Consider the following 20,317-nt stretch of genomic DNA (forward strand, 5'->3'; position numbering starts at 1 on the left):
TGTAATTTTTTTCTTATATTTACTGCTTTAAAACATATTAATCGTGTTTCTCTGTCTGTGACAAAATAAAATTAAAACGACAAAACTGTCATGCCAATTTTTTTTACGATCTTACTCTAAAATTAATTAAAAATTTAAAACCAACAGCCTTGATAACAATTTGGATTAAATTACACATCACTTTAAAAATAGGATTAATACTTCTTTTAATTGGAACAGGGCCGCTTATAACTGCTATATTACTTGATAAAACTGGATTCATAGACTCTGGTAATACAGTAGGTCTTGAAATTTTAGCATTTTTATCGTTTTGGCCTTCTTTTATACTCATTATTCTGGGTAGTATTATTACATATCTTAAAATAAAAAAGAAAAATCAAGCACTTCTTTAACCCAAATAGAATCTTTATAGTTTACATACAAAACATTTAATACCCTAAATCATGACAGTAGAACCAAAAGCTAGAATAGAATCCATTGACATTTTGAAAGGTATCGTTATGATTGTTATGGCTCTTGATCATGTCCGCGATTATTTTCACTACTCCGCTTTCTTTTTTGCCCCAGCTGATCCTAATCAAAGCACATTTCCTATCTTTTTTACGCGTTTTATAACACACTTTTGTGCTCCCTTATTTTGTTTTCTAGCGGGCACCTCAGCATTTATGGTTGGAAAAAGAAAATCTAAAAACAAGTTGTCTCAATTTCTTATAAAACGTGGTCTTTGGTTGGTTTTTATTGAATTGACAGTAGTTAATTTTGCATGGTTTTTTAATGTTAATTTTTCAAATATAGGCTTGATGGTTATTTGGTCTTTAGGAATCAGCATGTTGCTTTTAGCAGCTGTTGTGCATATGCCTCGAAAATTTATTTTATTGTTTAGTTTAATACTTATTTTTGGTCACAACCTTTTAGACACGGTTCACTTTGAAGGTAGTGTCTTTTGGGGAATATTACACGAATTCACTTTTTTTAAACTATCAAATGGTGGTAGGTTTTTTATAGCATACCCTATAATTCCTTGGGTTGCTGTAATGTCATTAGGTTACTATTTTGGTGAATTTTATAACAAAAAATTTGCGCCAGAGACGCGAAAAAAACTGTTTAACATTATTGGCGTTTTGTCCATTCTTCTGTTTATATTGTTACGATATAACAATTTATATGGAGATCCAAAACTTTGGCAAAATTATGGATTGTTGTCAAAAAATTTGATATCCTTTTTTAATCCTTCAAAATATCCACCATCATTAGATTATTTATTAATGACATTGGGTGTAGGCTTTGTTTTCTTGGCAAATACCGAAAAATTAAAAGGTAAGGTCGTTGATTTCTTTACTACATTTGGTAGGGTTCCATTTTTTTATTACATCATACACATATATCTTATTCATCTTGTTGCATTACTTTTTGCTGAACTTTCAGGATTTGGATGGCAAACTATGATCTTAGAAAAATGGGTAACAAATTCTCCTGTGCTAAAAGGCTATGGCTATCCACTATGGATTGTTTATGTCATTTGGATCGGCATTGTACTGTTGCTTTATCCGTTGTGTAAAAAATTTGATGCTTATAAACAAGGGCACAAAGAAAAATGGTGGCTGAGTTATTTTTAAAAAAATAACCAGCTGGCATTTATTCAACAAACAAAATAGAACAATGATTGAATGTCAATCGATTGGTAAACTAAGATTCGTTTACCGTAGAGGAAACGCTTTTTTTTTTATCAAAATTATACTAAAAAAAAAATCAAAATCACTCTTTAGTTCGACAGCAATCAAAAAATTTCTTATCTTTGCCTAACATCAATTGAAATACAAAAAATGAAACTTATTTTACTTACTATAGGGCTGTTAGCCATAGCTTTTAGTGGAATTGCTATTAAAATTTGGACCAAAAAAGACGGTAAATTTGCCGGTACTTGTGCCAGCCAAAGTCCTTTTTTAAACAAAGATGGAGAAAGCTGTAGCCTTTGTGGCAAGTCGCCAGAACAAATAAAAGACTGCAACGAGTCATCTGATAAATAACATGTATGTTAGTACTGATTCTAAATTATTTGCTTTATATTTTCATAGCACTACTATGTCTTCAATTTATTTATTATGTAGGTGTTTTTGGCCAGTTTTCTTTTACAAAAAAACAAACTACAATACAAAAAAAACTCTCGGTTTCTGTAATTATTTGTGCCAAAAATGAAGTAGAAAATATTAAAAAATATTTTCCGCTACTGATGGACCAAAACCATCATGATTATGAAATTGTATTGATTGACGACGCTTCTATAGACGAATCGCTAGAACTTTTTGAAGGCTATGAAAAAAAATATCCCAACATAAAACTGGTTAAGGTTCAAAACAACGAAGCATTTTGGGCTAACAAAAAATATGCAGTTACCCTAGGCATCAAAGCAGCTACAAAAGACTATTTGGTTTTTACCAATGCCGATTGTTACCCTAATTCTAAAGAATGGCTGAATCAAATGACCAGTCAATTTAGCACAGACAAAACCATTGTACTTGGTTATGGTGGTTATGCAAAAATTAAAAATTCTCCCTTAAATCTTTTCATCCGTTTTGATAGCGTTATGACCGCTATTCATTATATGTCATGGGCAAAAATAAGTAAGCCTTATATGGGTATTGGGCGTAATTTAGCCTATAAAAAATCAATTTTCTTTGACAACAGAGGATTTATGGACCACATGAATGTGCGCAGCGGTGAAGATTTATTATTTATTAATCAGGCAGCCACAAAAGCTAATACGGCAATCATGTATGAGTCCAATAGTTTTACTTATACAGCTTCTCAAATTAATTTTAAGGAATGGTTAATCAAGAAAAAAACACAAATCAAAACAACCAAGTTGTTCAAGTCATTTGATAAATTTCAAATGAATGTTTTTTTGTTTACACAAATTATGTTTTTTATGTTAGCTGCTATTTTATTGTCTTTTGAATTTCAAATGTTAATCGTTTGGAGTCTGGTAATTTTTAGATATACATTTTGTTGGATTTCAATAGGTTTTGGTGCTAAAAAATTCAAAGAAAAAGATATTATTTACTTTTTTCCTATACTAGAAATTTTTCATATGGTATCGCAAATATACATATACACTACAACGCTGTTCGCTAAACCTACGCAATGGAAGTAACATCAAATATCGTTCAGTTCAATATTGAAAAAGCTAAAACAGGCGACCAAGTTGCGTTTACTTTTTTATTGGATTTTTATTGGAACGAAGTGTATGGTTTTATGATAAAACGCACAGAAAACGAAACCGACACTGAGGATATTGCCATTGAAACTTTTGCAAAAGCCTTTGATAAAATAGGAACTTATAATTCTGAATTTGGATTTAACACCTGGTTGATTACCATTGCAAAAAACGTACATATTGACATGCTCCGCAAAAAAAAACTACTTGTTTTTGTAGAAAATAACGACAAAATTAATTATGCAAACACCATAGCTGATGAATCGTCTAGTGCTGAAGATGAGTTGATAATTGAGCAAAACTTGGCCCAACTTCTTCTCTGCATTAAAAAAATGAAACCCGCGTATCAAGAGGTGATTCAAATGCGTTATTTTCAGGAAATGTCATATCAAGAAATAGCCAATCAATTAAATCAACCTTTGAATAATGTTAAAATAAAACTGCTTCGAGGAAAAAAGATATTGGCTGAAATTATAAGCAAAACATAAATTTTTAAAAAGCACTTACTCCAATAAATTTAAATTTAATGCCCCAAAGCATTATAATTTGTGAAATATTTAATATTGATATTACAAATTATATGTGAATTTTAAAGTTGAAATCGTATCTTTGCTATTCAAATTTTATACGGATGAATGACACAATAACACCTGAAGTTGTAGCAAGAGAACCCAAACCCAAATGGCTTCGTGTAAAACTACCTACAGGGAAAAAATATTCTGAACTTAGAGGATTGGTTGACAAATATAAACTCAACACCATTTGTGCCTCTGGAAGCTGTCCAAACATGGGCGAATGCTGGGGAGAAGGCACAGCCACTTTCATGATTTTAGGAAATATTTGTACCCGATCGTGTGGTTTTTGTGGTGTAAAAACAGGCAGACCAGAAGATGTAGATTGGGATGAGCCTGAAAAAGTGGCTCGTTCAATAAAAATAATGAACATTAAACATGCGGTGATAACCAGTGTGGATAGAGATGACATTAAAGACATGGGGTCTATCATGTGGGCAGAAACGGTGAAAGCCATTAGAAGAATGAATCCTACAACTACCTTAGAAACCTTGATTCCTGATTTTCAGGGAAATACTCGAAACATAGACCGAATTGTTGCTGTAGCTCCAGAAGTTGTTTCGCATAATATGGAAACGGTAAAAAGGCTAACGCGCGAAGTTCGAATTCAAGCCAAATACGAAAAAAGTTTAGAAGTATTACGTTACTTAAAAGAACAAGGTATAAAGCGAACTAAGTCGGGTATCATGCTAGGATTGGGTGAAACAGAAGAAGAAGTTATTCAGGTTTTACACGATTTAAAAGATGCAAATGTTGATATTGTAACCATAGGCCAATATTTGCAACCTTCTAAAAAACATTTACCTGTTAAAGAGTTCATCACACCTGAACAATTTGAAAAATATGAAAAACTAGGCAAAGAATTAGGTTTCAGACATGTAGAAAGCGGGCCTTTAGTGCGCTCATCTTACCACGCGGCTAAGCATATTCTTTAAGTATTTGGTTTTGGTGATTTAAGCAATTGATTTTTTCTGTTGACCTGTACACTTTTAGCACTTAAAATTGGTGACATTTTAAACTTTTAACCTTCAGAATGAAAACACGCATCGCAATAAATGGATTTGGAAGAATAGGTCGCAATGTTTTTCGATTATTACTAAACCACCCAAGCATAGAAGTGGTTGCAATTAATGATATTGCAGACCCAAAAACCATGAGTCATTTGATAAAATATGACAGCATTCATGGAGTTTTAAAAGAAAAGGTTTCACATACCTCAAATGCCATAATTGTTGGAGATAAAACTTATTTATTTTTTTCGGAAAGGGAAATCAAAAATTTAGATTGGAAAGCCTTACAAATTGATGTAGTTATCGAAGCTACAGGAAAGTTTAAAACTACTGAAATCTTAAACCAACATATTACTGCGGGTGCCAAAAAAGTAATTTTATCGGTTCCGCCAGAAGATGAGCTTATAAAAACAGTTGTTTTAGGTGTTAATGAATCTATTTTAGACGGTACCGAAATCCTTATTTCAAATGCGAGTTGCACAACAAATAATGCCGCTCCTATGCTTAAAATCATGCAAGACTTGTGTGGTATTGAGCAAGCCTATATTACTACCGTTCACTCCTACACTACCGATCAAAGTTTACACGATCAACCTCACAAAGATTTACGAAGGGCCCGAGGCGCATCACAATCTATAGTTCCTACAACAACTGGAGCTGCCAAAGCATTGACTAAAATATTTCCTGTACTGAATGGCAAAATTGGAGGTTGTGGTATTCGAGTTCCGGTTCCCGATGGCTCCTTAACAGACATTACTCTTAATGTAAAAAGAAAAGTTACAATTGAAGAAATTAACCAAGCCTTTAAACAAGCTTCAGAAACCAGCTTAAAAGGAATTTTAGAATATACTGAAGACCCAATTGTTTCAGTAGATGTATTAGGAAACAGTCATTCGTGTGTTTTTGATGCACAATTAACATCTGTGTTAGACCATATGGTAAAAATTGTGGGTTGGTATGATAATGAAGTAGGGTACTCTTCTCGAATTATTGATTTAATTGAATTTACCAAATAAAGTCTTATTTGAAGGTTCTTATGAACTTTAAAACTGAGGTGTCAAAATCTTTTGCTGAGCCTAAAAATTGAGTTTGAATGGGCAAATAGTACAATTGCTCTATAGGCAAAAGACCTTTTAAACGCATGTAATCTTTTTCGGTTGTCAAAATTATATTTCCTTGAGCTTTATACAAAATAGCGGTAATATCTTTTGAGTCAAAATTATGATGATCCGAAAAAATAATCGTTTCTTTTGGCTGAGCTTCTAAAAAATCAAAAAAAGGTTGAGGTTTTGCAATACCGGCTACAATAATTTTTTCTTTTAGTATGAGTTCGCTTACCAAAATTTTACCCATTTCATTATAAGCATAGCTATCATAGGAAATTGAACTAAAATAAACCGGTTGCGAAACATGAAGTTTCTTTTTAATTTGAGCTTGTTTGTTTGGGTCTATAGCTACAGGACACTTAGTAACCACTATAACATCTGCTCTATTTTTACCACAGCGAGGTTCACGTAAATTGCCAAAAGGTAAAATATAATCATCACAAAATAAATCGTCATATGCTGTTAGTAAAATATAAAAACCAGCTTTTACTTTTCTATGTTGGTGCGCATCGTCTAACAAAACTACCTCGGGTTTATAGTCTAAGTCTAAAAGCAAACTCACGCCTTCTACCCTATTTTCGTCAACGGCAACAGTAATTTTTGGAAATTTTGTATAAAACTGAAAGGGCTCATCGCCAAGTGTTTTGGCATTGGCATTGGCATCTGCTAACACAAAACCAGTAGTGCTTCGTTTATAGCCTCTGCTCAAAGTAGCCAGCTTATAACTGGGAGACAGTAATCGAATTAGATATTCTATTTGAGGTGATTTACCCGTGCCACCTGCGCTTAAATTTCCAACAGCAATAAGTGGGGCATGAAAAGACTGACTTTTAAAAAAGCCCAAGTCATAGCACCAATTACGTATGTACATAACAATTGCGTATAGAATTGCAACAGGAAAAAGTATTTTTCGTAAAATTATAAACATCCCCATACATCTGTATACTATCTTTGTGTGTTCTTTATTTATTATGTAATAACACCCTTAATAAGGGGTTTTATTGTACAAACATACAAAATATTACATTATTTGTGTTGCATACTATAGCATATAACAATTTACATTTTTATCTTTGAACATAAATTTATAATATGAAAATCAAAGACACACTTACAATTCTTGAAGAAATGGCTCCTCTGGGTTATGCCGAAAGTTTTGATAACGTAGGTTTATTAGTAGGTGATGCTGAGGCAAATTTAACCGGAATTTTGGTTTGTCATGATGCATTAGTATCCGTTATAGAAGAGGCTATAGCAAAGGCATGTAATTTGGTGGTTTGTTTTCATCCGATATTATTTACGGGTTTAAAAAAAATTACAGGAAAAAATTATGTTGAAAAGGCTGTCATAAAAGCAATTAAAAATGATATTGCAGTTTATGCCGTTCACACGGCTTTAGACAACGATCAAAACGGTGTGAACAAAATATTTTGTGATGCATTAGGAATTAAAGATTCTAAAGTTTTGATTCCAAAACAACATTACATTTACAAATTAGTAACCTACACAATTGCTGAAAATACAGAAAAATTGCGCAATGCTCTTTTTGAAGCAGGCGCCGGGCAAATTGGAAATTATGAAAACTGCAGCTTCAACAGTTTTGGCACAGGGACATACAAAGGCAATGCAAACAGCAACCCTTTTGTAGGCTCACCACTTGAGTTTAAAACGAATAACGAACATAAAATTGAAGTTCTTTTTGAAAAACACCTGCAGTCCAAAATTTTAAAGGCTTTATATTCCAATCATGTCTATGAAGAAGTGGCTTATGAAATTCACGCATTGGAAAATGAACACCAAAATATAGGTTTAGGAAGGGTTGGATCGCTCGAAAAACCACTTTCAGAATTAGATTTTTTAGCCTTAATTCGTCAAAAATTAGATTGTAAAGGCATTCGTCATAGTCAATTTACAGGAAATATAATTCAAAAAGTGGCTGTACTTGGAGGATCTGGGAGCTATGCAATTAAAAACGCAATAGACTCTGGAGCAGATGCTTATGTAACTGCAGACTTAAAATATCATCAATTTTATGAGGCAGAAAACAAATTATTATTAGCCGATATAGGACATTTTGAAAGCGAAAAATTTACAAAAACCTATATTGTTGATTATCTTAAAGAAAAAATCACTAATTTTGCAATTATTTTATCACAAGAAAATACAAATCCAGTTAAGTACTTTTAAAAAATATGGCAACTACAAAAGAATTAAGTGTTGAAGACAAATTAAGAGCATTATATGCCTTACAACTTGTCGATTCTAAAATTGACGAAATTAGAAATGTAAGAGGAGAATTACCATTAGAGGTTGAAGATTTAGAAGATGAAGTTACTGGTTTATCTGCACGTTTAGACAAACTAAAAGCAGATTTAGATAACATTGACGAGAATATCAAATTAAAGAAAAATGCAATTGAGGGTCACAGTGTATCGATCAAAAAATATTTAGAACAACAAAAAAATGTTCGTAATAATAGAGAGTTTAATTCTTTAGCTAAAGAAATTGAGTTTCAAGAATTAGAAATTCAATTGGCCGAAAAACATTCTAAAGAAATGAAAGCTTCTGTAGAACACAAAAAAGAAGTTATACAACAATCTAAAGATCGTTTAGAAATTAAAGAAACACACTTAAAACATAAAAAAGCAGAGCTTAGTGCTATTTTATCTGAAACAGAAAAAGAAGAAACTTTTTTAACTAAAAAATCAGATGAATTTCAAAAACAAATAGAAAACCGTTTATTAAACGCATACAACCGCATTAGAGGAAGTGTTCGAAACGGTATGGCTGTTGTTTCTATTGAACGTGGGGCATCTGCTGGTTCTTTTTTTACCATTCCTCCACAAACTCAGATGGAGATTGCAGGTAGAAAAAAAATCATAACAGATGAACACAGTGGTCGTATTTTAGTTGACAGTATGTTAGCCGAAGAAGAACGCGAGAAAATGGAAAAGATTTTTGCTAAAATGTAATATGAATCCCGATGTAAATCGGGATTTTTTTTTAGCTCTTTTTTAAAATTCATAAAAAAGATAAACTATTTAAATTAACAGGTTTTACTTCTTTAATCCCTACTTATTTCTAAAAGCTAATTCCTTTTTTACCTATATTTGCCCCATGGAAGAAAAATCAACACGTATCAATAAATTTTTGTCAGAATCGGGTTATTGTTCTCGTAGAGAAGCTGACAAACTAATTGATGCTGGTAGGGTAACTATAAATGGAGTTGTACCCGAAATGGGAACAAAAATTACTTCTAAAGATGAAGTTCGTGTGGATGGTACTTTTATTAATGAAAATACCAGCAAACGTATTTATTTAGCTTTCAATAAACCCACAGGTATTGAATGCACAACCAATCTTGGGGTTCGCGACAATATCGTAGATTTTATTAATTTTAACGAACGTATTTTTCCTATTGGACGATTAGACAAAGCCAGTGAAGGATTAATATTTATGACCAACGATGGTGATATTGTCAACAAAATACTTCGCGCCCGAAACAATCACGAAAAAGAATACATAGTTACTTTAAACAAAACCATAACCGAACGTTTTATTCAACGTATGGGGAATGGAATTCCTATTTTAGATACCTTGACCCGAAAATGTAAAGTAGAGCAAATTAGCAAAACCGTTTTTAGGATCATTTTAACACAAGGTTTAAACCGACAAATTAGACGTATGTGTGAATATTTAGATTATGAAGTTGTAGCCTTAAAACGAACACGAATAATCAATATTTTACTCGATATACCAGTAGGAAAATACCGTAATTTAACCGAAGATGAAATAACACAATTAAATTTATTAATTGAACCTTCTAGCAAAACCGAAGAAGCCAGCTTACCAAAAGTAGAACGAAATATTCCGGGCCAAAGAGCCATTCCGAATAAGACATTTAAAAAAAAATAAAAAAAGCCTACAAAATTTTATTTTATTAAGATACCACCTTTGCATAACAACAAACTGAAATTATTTCAACACGCAACACAGAACATTTTTGTAATTAAAATACCTTTATGTAAAGCTTAAGGTTTCCTTTAATAGATTTTTTTTAAAAAAATTCTATAAATTGCATATTTAGAGTTTTTTTTTAATTTTACTTACACCACAATTAAAAACTCAAATAAAAGCCATACTGTTATAAAAATGGAATAGAAATTTATAAGTCAACATGTATAGCTAAAAAAATAACATAAATTATTTTGGTTATAAACAAATATGTTTATTTTTGGTATAAATGTTGATAATAAAAAACAATATAAATTTATAAATAAGTACCATTATGAAACAACTACAAAAAATTAGTCTTTTATCATTGAGCCTTTTTTTATTTTTCTCATGCGATAAAATTACTGAAAATGAACAACAACTCGAAGTTTTAAATTTTGTTGGCGAAACAGAGAGCTTTGGTGATTTTGTTGTATACAAAATACTAAACAATGACAATTTAAATATTGCCCTACAAATTAGTGGCATAGGAAGAGAAACCCTAAATCTGAATTCAGAGCTTACTGCGTTTTCACTTCCAAATAATGATTTAACTATTGAAATATCGGAATGGGACAAATCAGTACTTGGTTATTTCTCTAACGATGCAATAGAACCTGGAGAAGAAGCATTAAAGCTAAAAACATGGAAATCAATTTCAGGAACTATAAAATTATCAGTTTCAAATATTGAAGTATTAACTACTCCTTTTCAAAATGGTTATGATATAACAATTCATTTAGAAAATGTAATATTTAAAAATACAGATGGCGAACAAAAAATCATAAAAAACCTAAGCATTCAAAATTCCACCGTTGGATGGTTTCCTGGTTAAAATCAAGAAAGAATATGAGCCTCGCTAGCAAGGAGTAACCATTATCACTTATTGGGTAGTTGCCGCTTTCGTATTTAAATTAACTTTATATAATATATTAGAAATTATCAAACTAAATATGAAAAAAACATTTAAAAAAAGCAGGCTATGGTCTACCCCCCTAATAATCGGACTTTAACATTTGTAACTATTCAGCCTGCAATTCAGCGATAGTTTTAAAAGCAAACAAGATGTTTTGCCCGTTTTTGATACAGATGTCTGTTAATGAGCGACTTATTTGGAAATTGATGTGCGTAATCCTAAAGATAATTATTCGAAAATCGAATCAAAAACCAAATAATATTGGTTGCTTCAAAAAAATAAGCCAATAAAAAAACATGACCTAAAAAAATTACTTTTTTTGGGTCATATTTTTTTTATCAAGATCTACTCCTATTTTTTAAAACTTTTAACCGCATTTTATTAGCTAATTACTCGTGTCATTAGTTCAGAAAACAAAGTGAATTTGCCTTTAGCAAATTTACTAAAAGAAACCAAAGATTCATAGATCAAAACATGATGCTACTAAAAACAATCGATTACCATGCAACATATAAACCCTTTTTTAAATCTGCTTAAAAATCATTTAAAATAAAAAGAAATAAACCTCAATTGTTTCAAAAAAAATGAATCTGAAAGCTAGCAAACATTATTTAAAATTTATTTTATACATTTGGTTTATTGCTTTACAAAAAGTTTCGACCTCATCAATCAACTAAAACTAAAAAAAAAACGCTGAACGTTGTTCTAATTAAAAGAAAAAATGACACGATTTTTAAAGAAAATGAAACAAGAAATTGGAATGTCTCCTGATGAATTTTTGTTCAGAGGCGAAAAAAAAATTGACGAAGTTTTAATACGATTAATTGATTTTGATGCACATAATCTTAAGGAAGAAAGTCTAAAAAAGATTTCAGATAGTTTTAAATATCAAAATACAGATACTATAACCTGGTTAAACATCGATGGCTTACACAACCATGATCTAATGGAGGAAATTGCTAGTGGGTTAAATTTAGATCCTATCATTTTAGCCGGCGTTATGAATACCCATGGAAGACCAACGGTAAAAGAATATAACAACTGTATATTTGTATCTCTTAAAATGCTCAGTCAAAATTTTGACACAGACAAAATTAATTTTGAGAATCTAAGCCTGATTGTAACAAAATCGATGCTTATATCCTTTCAAGAAAGAAGAGGTGATGTATTTGAACCCGTTCGAGATCGTTTGAGAAACCAAAAAAAAAGAATTAGAAATGGAAAAACTGATTACTTGTTATTTGCCCTACTTGATATTGTTATTGACAACTACATTTATAGCATTAGCTTGTTAGGCGACAAAATTGAAACTTTAGAAGAAAAAATATTAGTTGATCCTGGTCAAGAAATTATTGCAGAAATTAATTCATATAAGAGAGAGTTAAATTTCTTGAGAAAAAATATTAAGCCTGCCAAAGAAATGGTTTTAGGCCTTTTAAAACTTGATTCTGATTTTATAGATGAAGTTAATCATGTTCATTTTAAAGAACTTCAGGACAACATCAATCAAGCAAGTGATTTTTTAGATAGTTATAGGGAAATTGTGTCTGATCAATTGAATATTCATCATACGACAATTAGCAGTAATTTAAATGATATTATGAAGTTTCTAACAGTCTTTTCGGTTGTTTTTATTCCCCTCACATTTATAGCTGGCATTTATGGAACTAACTTTGATTTTGTACCTGAACTTCATTACAAATACAGCTATTTTATAATGTGGGCTGTAATTGTAGTAATCGCAATAAGCATGCTGATCTATTTTAAAAAGAAAAAATGGCTCTAAAAACCTGACTTTATTTAGACAATTAATCAACAAAAGAAAACCATTGCTTTTTAACTTTTATCAATCGATTAATTACAATTTTAAATTCTATTCTAAAACAAAAAAAGGGATTATATTTATCCACAAAAAATAAAATAAAAAAATGGAAAGAAGAAACTTTATATCTAATGTTACATTTGCAGCTACAGCTTTAGCAGCTTTGAAAAGTGGTTTAAATCATAGCTCAATTCCAAATTCAAAAAACAGCTTTTCTGATGATTTTGAATTGAATGAAATAACGGTTTCTGAACTTCAAGACAAGATGACTCGTGGCGAAATTAGTGCTGAACAAATTACACAGTTGTATTTGGATCGCATCGAAAAGATAGACAAAAATGGTCCTGCAATAAATGCAATTATAGAAATAAACCCTGATGCAATAAGCATTGCAAAAGAAATGGATGCAGAACGAAAAAAGGGCAATGTTAGAAGTGCACTTCACGGAATACCTGTTTTAATAAAAGACAACATCAACACAGGTGATAAAATGATTACGAGTGCTGGCTCAACAGCATTACTAGGAAATAATGCTTTACAAGATGCTTTTATTATTAAAAAATTGCGCGAATCTGGGGCAATTCTTTTAGGTAAGACAAATCTAAGTGAATGGGCAAATTTTCGTTCATCGCGATCGTGCAGCGGATGGAGCAGTCGTGGAGGACAAACTAAAAATCCATATATTCTTGATCGATCAACATCGGGCTCAAGTGCTGGATCTGCGGCCTCTGTAGCAGCCAATTTATGTGCAATTGCTATCGGAACAGAAACAAATGGTTCAATAAGTTCTCCCTCGTCAATGTGTGGAATTGTCGGTATTAAACCTACTGTAGGTTTATGGAGTCGTTCTGGTATAATTCCTATATCAGCCACACAAGATACTGCAGGACCTATGACTCGAACCGTAAAAGATGCTGCCATTCTTTTAGGTCTTTTATGCGGTGCAGATCAAGAAGATGCGGTAACTAATAATTCAATTATAAACCATTCTATTGACTATACCAAATCTCTCGATATTAATGGTTTAAATGGAAAACGTATAGGAATTGATATGTCCTATTTAAAAAAACACGAAGGGGTTGATCTTTTAATGAATGAAGCTATAGAGCAAATGAAAAAGGCAGGAGCCGAAATTATAGAAATAGAACCGCTTATTACTGATTATTCAATCTATGATGCAGAAACTACCGTTTTGTGTTATGAATTAAAAGACGGTTTAAATCATTATCTTTCACAAACCAACTCAACCTTAAAAACACTTAAAGAAATAATAGCATTTAACAAACAAAATGAAGCAGAAGTAATGCCTTATTTTAAACAAGAATATTTTGAGATATCGGAAGCTAAAGAAGATTTAAATAGCTTTCAATATTTAGCTGCAGTCGAAAAAACGGTATCTGGTTCTCAAAAAGGGATTGATGATACCTTAAACAAATACAATTTAGATGCCATTTGCGAACTTGTTTCTGGTCCTGCTAATTGTATTGACCCCGTAAATGGTGATTATGGAACTTACTACAGTACTGGTGTTGCAGCCATGGCTGGATATCCTCATATTACAGTTCCTGCTGGAATGGTTTTTGGCTTACCAGTGGGCATCAATTTTTCTGGAACAGCTTTTAGTGAATCTGCATTAATTGCTTTAGGCTACTCGTATGAGCAAGCATCTAAGAAAAGAACCATGCCAAATTTTAAAAAGACTTTATAAAAAAATTGCTACTCATAAAAATAGCTAATTGGGCACAATAAAAAAAATGACCCCTAAAACAAGTGCCATTATATTTTATAGCGGACTAATTTTACTAGCAATCGGTACTGTTGGATTGACTTTCACAGCTTTTTTTTGCAATAATTAGATTGCCAATTTTCATAGTTCGAATTATATTGGCGTATCTTTAATACTCAAAAATGCCAAATTCACTATGTATTGTAAGTTTTTTTGTATTGCATGCTTCTACTCTACCTACAATTTGAGCATCTACACCAAACGATTTTGAAATAGCAATAATGTCATTTGCAATAGATTGATCAACATAAAGCTCCATTCGATGACCGCAATTGAACACTTGGTACATTTCCTTCCAATCGGTATTTGATTGCTCTTGTATTAACTTAAATAAAGGAGGAACTGAAAATAAATGATCTTTAATAACGTGAACGTTATCTACAAAATGCAACACCTTAGTTTGTGCTCCACCACTGCAATGTACCATGCCACAAATTTCTTTTGGACTGTATTGATCTAAAATTTTTTTTATAATAGGCGCATAGGTTCTTGTGGGAGAAAGCACCAGTTGTCCTGCATCAATAGGGCTATTTTCAACAGCATCCGTTAATTTTGTATTTCCAGAATACACCAACTCTTTAGGCACAGAGGCGTCAAAACTTTCAGGATATTTAACAGCTAAGTAATTGTGAAAAACATCATGACGAGCCGAAGTTAGACCATTGCTTCCCATACCACCATTATACATTTTTTCATATGTAGCTTGACCTGAACTAGATAAGCCTACGATAACATTTCCAGGTTTAATATTGGCATTATCAATAACATCACTGCGTTTCATTCGAGCTGTAACGGTACTATCTACAATTATGGTTCGAACTAAGTCGCCTACATCTGCCGTTTCTCCACCTGTTGAGTGAATGGTTACTCCAAAAGATTTTAATTCTTCAATCAATTCTTCTGTTCCGTTTATGATTGCCGATAAAACATCAGCTGTAATTAAATTTTTATTTCTTCCAATGGTCGATGAAAGCAATATATTATCGGTTGCACCTACACATAATAAATCATCAATATTCATTATCAATGCGTCTTGCGCAATGCCTTTCCAAACAGATATATCACCGGTTTCTTTCCAATACATATATGCGAGAGAGGATTTTGTTCCCGCTCCATCGGCATGCATAATGATGCAATACTTGTCATCATTGGTTAGATAATCCGGAATTATTTTGCAAAAAGCTTTAGGAAAAAGACCTTTATCAATATTTTTTATAGCGTTATGAACGTCTTCTTTTGCAGCAGAAACTCCACGAAGATTATAACGTTGGCTTGTGTCAGAACTCATTATGCTTGTGTTTAAACTGAATTTAATTCAGATTTTATAGTATGGATGCAAAGATATAAAAATCATTAGCTAAATTCTAATGAAAATATTTGTTTAAAACATTTATTTACTTACAATTAAAACCTCAACTCTTCTATTGGCTTTTCGTTCTTCTTCATTTTTTTCAGGAATTTGGTAAATAGGCTTTGTACTTCCAAAACCTTGAAAACTAACTCTGCTTGAAGGAATTCCTCGAGAAACCAAAAACAATTTAATGGCTTTGGCTCGTTCTCTAGACAACATTATGGATCGAGTATCGGTTACATTAGCATTGCAACAAACATGACCTTGAATTTGAATTACTAATTGTGGGTTGCTATGCATAACAAAGGCCAGATCATACAAAACAGGTCGAGATTCACTCATAACACCATAGGTGTTGTTGTAAAAATTAATGTTTTTCAAAATTAATGTTGAGCCTACTTTTGTTTTTTTTATTTGTTCTTCTAATGGGGCGTCTTCTAAAAAATCTTCTTCTACTGATGCTGAGTCTATTTTTTGAACAACAATTTGCTCTTGGATTCCTAAAATCTCATTTTCTCGAAACAAATTTTGTTCTTCAATATAATATAGGGTAACCTTTCTGTTTTCGGCTTTGTTTTCGGCTTGATCAAAATTTTCACCAAAACTTCTACTTTTAAAGTCTGTCCTAAAAGGCATTTTTTCTTTGACAATTTTAAACACAAAATCAACTCGTTTTTGGGCCAATGAGTCGTTATAATCGCTTTTGCCATCTTGATCTGTATAGCCGTTTATAGCTACAATTTTATCGTGAGAATGTTCGAGTATCCAATCGGATAATTTATTGATTTCAGATGCAGTTAATTCATGTTTATTGCTGTTAAAATAAACCACAAACTGTTTTTGAGCAAACGTCTGCAGCAGAAAAAGGAAGAGGAAAATAAAAAAAAAAGGTTTCATCTGCATAAATACTATTTAAATACCCAAGTAACAACATTTTTATTACATAAAAAAACCTATTCCATTAAGAATAGGTTTTTAATATAAATGGATTAAGAAATTTTTATTTAGCAAATAATAATTCCCTGTATTTTGTTAGAGTCCACATTTCATCATCTACCAATAACTCTAATTTGTCTGCATGATCTCTAATAATTTCAAAATAGGGTTTAACATTATTGCAATAAGCCGTTGCCATTTTTTCTATATCTGACAAATGGTTTGCTTTTTTGCGTTCTTCAATCATTTTATGCACATTTGTATTGATTCCTTCCATGTGGGCCGAAATCTCTTTAATCATTGCTATTTGTTCTTTGGCATATTGTTCAAAGTCTTTGCCAAAAATTTCTTTCAAGCCGGTTACATTTTGAATTAATGTATTTTGATATTTAATTGCCGTAGGTACAACATGATTACGAGCAATATCACCTAAGACACGACCTTCTATTTGAATTTTTTTTGTGTATTCTTCCAGTTCAATTTCGTATCGAGCTTCAACCTCAATACGGTTCATTACATTTAAATTTTCAAATAAATCCAAAGCTTTTTTTGAAACTTTAGCTTTCAAAGCTTCAGGTGTTGTTTTGTGATTACTTAAACCCCTTTTTTTGGCTTCTTTTTCCCATGCTGCACTATATCCATCGCCTTCAAAAAGAATGTTTTTGGTTTCTTTTATGTATTCTCTTAACACATTAAATATGGCTTCATCTTTCTTTAAATCTTTTTGACTCATTAATGCATCCACTTCTTTTTTAAAGTCTTGCAGTTGTTTTGCAACCATTGCGTTTAAAGTTGTCATTGATGTAGCACAATTTGCAGATGAACCTACTGCTCTAAACTCAAATTTATTTCCTGTAAAAGCAAATGGTGAAGTTCTGTTTCTATCGGTATTATCTAATAAAACGTCAGGAATTTTACCCACTACATTTAATTTTAAATCTGTTTTTTCTTCAGGAGAAAGTTTTCCTTTGGTAACAAATTCCAATTCGGCTAAAACCTTTGTCAGTTGAGCACCTATAAATACCGAAATAATAGCCGGTGGGGCCTCATTAGCTCCTAATCTGTGGTCGTTACTTGCAGAAGCGATAGCAGCTCGTAATAATTCTTCATTATCGTGAACCGCTTTAATCGTATTGATAAAGAAGGTCAAAAACTGCAAATTACTCATAGGCGTTTTTCCTGGAGCTAGTAAATTAATTCCAGTATCTGTTGCCAAAGACCAGTTGTTGTGTTTACCCGATCCGTTAACACCTTTGTATGGTTTTTCATGAAACAACACTTTATAATTATGACGTTCTGCTACTTTTTGCATCACATCCATCAATAAAGAGTTGTGATCAACAGCTAAATTTGTTTCTTCAAAAATAGGAGCCAACTCAAACTGACTAGGAGCAACTTCATTATGACGTGTTTTTACTGGAATTCCCAACAACATGCATTCGTTTTCTAAATCTCTCATATAACTTAATACGCGAGTTGGAATTGAACCAAAATAATGATCGTCTAATTGTTGGCCTTTAGCAGCTGTATGCCCCAATAAAGTTCTTCCCGTGGCCATAATATCTGGACGAGAATTTGCTAAGGCACTATCCACTAAAAAATATTCTTGTTCCCAACCTAAAGTTGGAGTTACCTTTTTTACATTTTTATCAAAATACTTCGCTACTTCAGTTGCCGCATCATCTATAGCGTTTATAGCCCTTAACAAAGGTGCTTTATTATCTAACGCCTCACCTGTATACGAAACAAAAACGGTTGGTACGCATAGGGTAGTTCCAAAAATGAAGGCAGGAGATGTTGGATCCCATGCCGTGTATCCACGAGCTTCAAAAGTATTTCGTATACCCCCATTTGGAAAACTTGACGCATCTGGTTCTTGTTGTACCAATTGATCTCCACCAAACTTTTCAACAGGATCACTTCCATCAAATGAAGTTTCAAAAAAGGCATCATGTTTTTCTGCAGTTCCACCTGTTAAAGGCTGAAACCAATGGGTATAATGGGTTACACCTTTTGAAAGTGCCCATTCTTTCATACCCATGGCAATATAATCTGCTAATTTACGGTCTATTTTTGTTCCGGTTTGGTTGGCACTTTTTACTGCCTTATAAGCATCTGAGGTTAAATAATGCTTCATAGCTTTATTGTTAAACACATTTGAACCAAAAAGTATAGATTTTCTGTCAGATTCTTCAAAGTGAACTGGCTTTCTATTTGATGCTTCTTTTAAAGCTTGAAATCGAATTGTTGACATAGTATTTAGATTTAAAACAAATATATATATTATTATTATTATTTTACAAATAAAAACAACATATTACAATTATACCCCTTAATAAATAGGGTATAATTAAATATAATGCAATCAAAAATATTTTTAACCCCATTTTTTTTGCCGATCGAAACATTTAAATTATATTTGCATGTATTTTAAATCTATAAAATTAATTATATCTTGTTATGGCAAAAATTAAACTGGAGTACATTTGGTTAGATGGTTACACACCAACACAAAATTTAAGAAGTAAAACTAAAGTTGAAGAACATGAAAACTTTAAAGGAACATTAGCTGAGCTAGGAAACTGGTCATTTGATGGTTCGTCAACAAAACAAGCAGAAGGTGGTTCATCGGATTGTTTATTAGTGCCTGTAGCTATTTTTCCTGATCCAACTCGCATTAATGGATATTTAGTTATGACAGAAGTTATGAATGCTGATAGCACTCCACATGTGTCTAACGGAAGATCTACTATTGATGATGATGGTGACTTTTGGTTTGGTTTTGAACAAGAATATTTTATAATGGATTCTAAAACTCTATTGCCACTAGGTTTTCCAATTGGAGGATATCCTGCGCCACAAGGAATGTATTATTGTTCTGTAGGTGGAAAAAACACACATGGTAGAAAATTAGTTGAAGAGCATGCAGATTTATGTATTGATGCTGGTTTAAATTTTGAAGGTATCAATCAAGAAGTTGCTTGTGGACAATGGGAATTTCAATTGTTTGCAAAAGGAGCTAAAAAAGCGGGTGACGAAATTTGGATTGCACGTTATTTATTAGACCGTTTAACTGAAAAATATGGTTACTACATTGAGTATCATCCTAAACCACTTGGTGATACAGACTGGAATGGATCGGGAATGCATGCTAACTTTTCAAATGAAGTTTTGAGAACATGTGGAGACCGAGCAACTTATGAAAAAATATGTGAAGCTTTTAGACCTCTTACAAAAGAACACATTGAAGTTTATGGTGCTTATAATGACTTACGTTTAACAGGTAAACATGAGACTGCTTCAATTCATGATTTTTCTTATGGAATTTCAGACAGAGGCGCTTCGATACGAATTCCTTTAATCACTGTTGAAAAGGGCTGGAAAGGCTGGTTAGAAGACAGAAGACCAGCATCAAATGGAGATCCATACAAAATTGCTGCTCGAATTATTAAAACTGTAAAATCAGCTTTATAAGTACAAGCCATTTATATACAAAGCACTTTCAGAAATGAAGGTGCTTTTTTTTAATATAAAAAAAAGAGATTATTTTGCAATAATCTCTTTTTAACTAACCAAACCAAACTATCTTTAAAGCGTTACTCTAACTTTAT

18 protein-coding genes are annotated in these 20,317 nt (G+C 32.1%); 13 read left to right on the top strand and 5 right to left on the bottom strand.

The genetic code is table 11. The features are described from left to right. Positions 1-103: 103 nt before the first annotated feature. On the bottom strand, positions 104-331 hold the full coding sequence (locus AABM47_RS04960; RefSeq protein WP_338409821.1) for a hypothetical protein: 228 nt from the start codon (positions 329-331) through the stop codon (positions 104-106). Between the two features lie 112 nt (positions 332-443). Here AABM47_RS04960 and AABM47_RS04965 point away from each other — a divergent pair, with 112 nt between their 5' ends. The 6 genes from AABM47_RS04965 (at position 444) to gap (ending at position 5,812) form a co-directional block, all read left to right on the top strand. Next, on the top strand, positions 444-1,616 hold the full coding sequence (locus AABM47_RS04965; protein ID WP_338409822.1) for a heparan-alpha-glucosaminide N-acetyltransferase domain-containing protein: 1,173 nt from the start codon (positions 444-446) through the stop codon (positions 1,614-1,616). Between the two features lie 207 nt (positions 1,617-1,823). Beyond that, positions 1,824-2,027 carry a membrane or secreted protein gene (locus tag AABM47_RS04970; RefSeq protein ID WP_338409823.1) on the top strand — a complete coding sequence of 68 codons (204 nt, stop codon included), beginning with the start codon at positions 1,824-1,826 and terminating at the stop codon, positions 2,025-2,027. A gap of 5 nt (positions 2,028-2,032) precedes the next feature. Then, complete coding sequence (locus tag AABM47_RS04975; protein WP_338409824.1) at positions 2,033-3,151, top strand: glycosyltransferase; 1,119 nt, start codon at positions 2,033-2,035, stop codon at positions 3,149-3,151. Further along, positions 3,142-3,702: a sigma-70 family RNA polymerase sigma factor gene (locus tag AABM47_RS04980; RefSeq protein WP_338409825.1), complete on the top strand. Its 561-nt coding sequence runs from the start codon at positions 3,142-3,144 to the stop codon at positions 3,700-3,702. The genes AABM47_RS04975 and AABM47_RS04980 overlap by 10 nt, the downstream gene beginning before the upstream one ends. Before the next feature lie 143 nt (positions 3,703-3,845). Then, the gene (gene lipA, locus AABM47_RS04985; RefSeq protein ID WP_338409826.1) at positions 3,846-4,721 is read left to right on the top strand and encodes a lipoyl synthase; all 876 of its coding nucleotides are present in this window, start codon (positions 3,846-3,848) and stop codon (positions 4,719-4,721) included. A 98-nt stretch (positions 4,722-4,819) separates the two neighbouring features. Beyond that, positions 4,820-5,812 carry a type I glyceraldehyde-3-phosphate dehydrogenase gene (gene gap, locus AABM47_RS04990; RefSeq protein WP_338409827.1) on the top strand — a complete coding sequence of 331 codons (993 nt, stop codon included), beginning with the start codon at positions 4,820-4,822 and terminating at the stop codon, positions 5,810-5,812. A 4-nt stretch (positions 5,813-5,816) separates the two neighbouring features. On the opposite strand, the gene lpxK is transcribed toward gap, so the two are convergent. Then, entirely contained in the window at positions 5,817-6,830 is a 1,014-nt protein-coding gene (gene lpxK, locus AABM47_RS04995) for a tetraacyldisaccharide 4'-kinase (RefSeq protein ID WP_338409828.1), read from the bottom strand. A gap of 164 nt (positions 6,831-6,994) precedes the next feature. Between lpxK and AABM47_RS05000 the strand changes: the two genes are divergently transcribed. From AABM47_RS05000 to AABM47_RS05025, 6 genes are all read left to right on the top strand, one after another. Further along, a complete protein-coding gene (locus tag AABM47_RS05000) occupies positions 6,995-8,089 on the top strand; it encodes a Nif3-like dinuclear metal center hexameric protein (protein ID WP_338409829.1) in 1,095 nt (364 codons plus the stop codon). 5 nt (positions 8,090-8,094) lie between these two features. Further along, a complete protein-coding gene (locus tag AABM47_RS05005) occupies positions 8,095-8,874 on the top strand; it encodes a C4-type zinc ribbon domain-containing protein (protein WP_338409830.1) in 780 nt (259 codons plus the stop codon). 145 nt (positions 8,875-9,019) lie between these two features. Next, on the top strand, positions 9,020-9,817 hold the full coding sequence (rluF, locus tag AABM47_RS05010) for a 23S rRNA pseudouridine(2604) synthase RluF (RefSeq protein WP_338409831.1): 798 nt from the start codon (positions 9,020-9,022) through the stop codon (positions 9,815-9,817). A gap of 373 nt (positions 9,818-10,190) precedes the next feature. Then, on the top strand, positions 10,191-10,730 hold the full coding sequence (locus AABM47_RS05015) for a hypothetical protein (RefSeq protein ID WP_338409832.1): 540 nt from the start codon (positions 10,191-10,193) through the stop codon (positions 10,728-10,730). Positions 10,731-11,553: 823 nt separating this feature from the next. Beyond that, complete coding sequence (corA, locus tag AABM47_RS05020) at positions 11,554-12,597, top strand: magnesium/cobalt transporter CorA (protein ID WP_338409833.1); 1,044 nt, start codon at positions 11,554-11,556, stop codon at positions 12,595-12,597. A gap of 142 nt (positions 12,598-12,739) precedes the next feature. Further along, positions 12,740-14,341, top strand: a complete 1,602-nt coding sequence (locus AABM47_RS05025) for an amidase (RefSeq protein ID WP_338409834.1) — start codon at positions 12,740-12,742, stop codon at positions 14,339-14,341. A gap of 187 nt (positions 14,342-14,528) precedes the next feature. On the opposite strand, the gene AABM47_RS05030 is transcribed toward AABM47_RS05025, so the two are convergent. From AABM47_RS05030 to AABM47_RS05040, 3 genes are all read right to left on the bottom strand, one after another. Next, positions 14,529-15,707: an AIR synthase related protein gene (locus tag AABM47_RS05030; protein ID WP_338409835.1), complete on the bottom strand. Its 1,179-nt coding sequence runs from the start codon at positions 15,705-15,707 to the stop codon at positions 14,529-14,531. Between the two features lie 102 nt (positions 15,708-15,809). Next, on the bottom strand, positions 15,810-16,601 hold the full coding sequence (locus AABM47_RS05035) for an OmpA family protein (protein WP_338409836.1): 792 nt from the start codon (positions 16,599-16,601) through the stop codon (positions 15,810-15,812). A 169-nt stretch (positions 16,602-16,770) separates the two neighbouring features. After that, entirely contained in the window at positions 16,771-18,960 is a 2,190-nt protein-coding gene (locus AABM47_RS05040) for a glutamine synthetase III (protein WP_338409837.1), read from the bottom strand. A 206-nt stretch (positions 18,961-19,166) separates the two neighbouring features. Here AABM47_RS05040 and AABM47_RS05045 point away from each other — a divergent pair, with 206 nt between their 5' ends. Continuing rightward, entirely contained in the window at positions 19,167-20,180 is a 1,014-nt protein-coding gene (locus tag AABM47_RS05045) for a glutamine synthetase beta-grasp domain-containing protein (RefSeq protein ID WP_338409838.1), read from the top strand. Positions 20,181-20,317: the final 137 nt, after the last annotated feature.

This window comes from uncultured Flavobacterium sp. (assembly GCF_963925415.1).
Lineage (GTDB): Bacteria > Bacteroidota > Bacteroidia > Flavobacteriales > Flavobacteriaceae > Flavobacterium.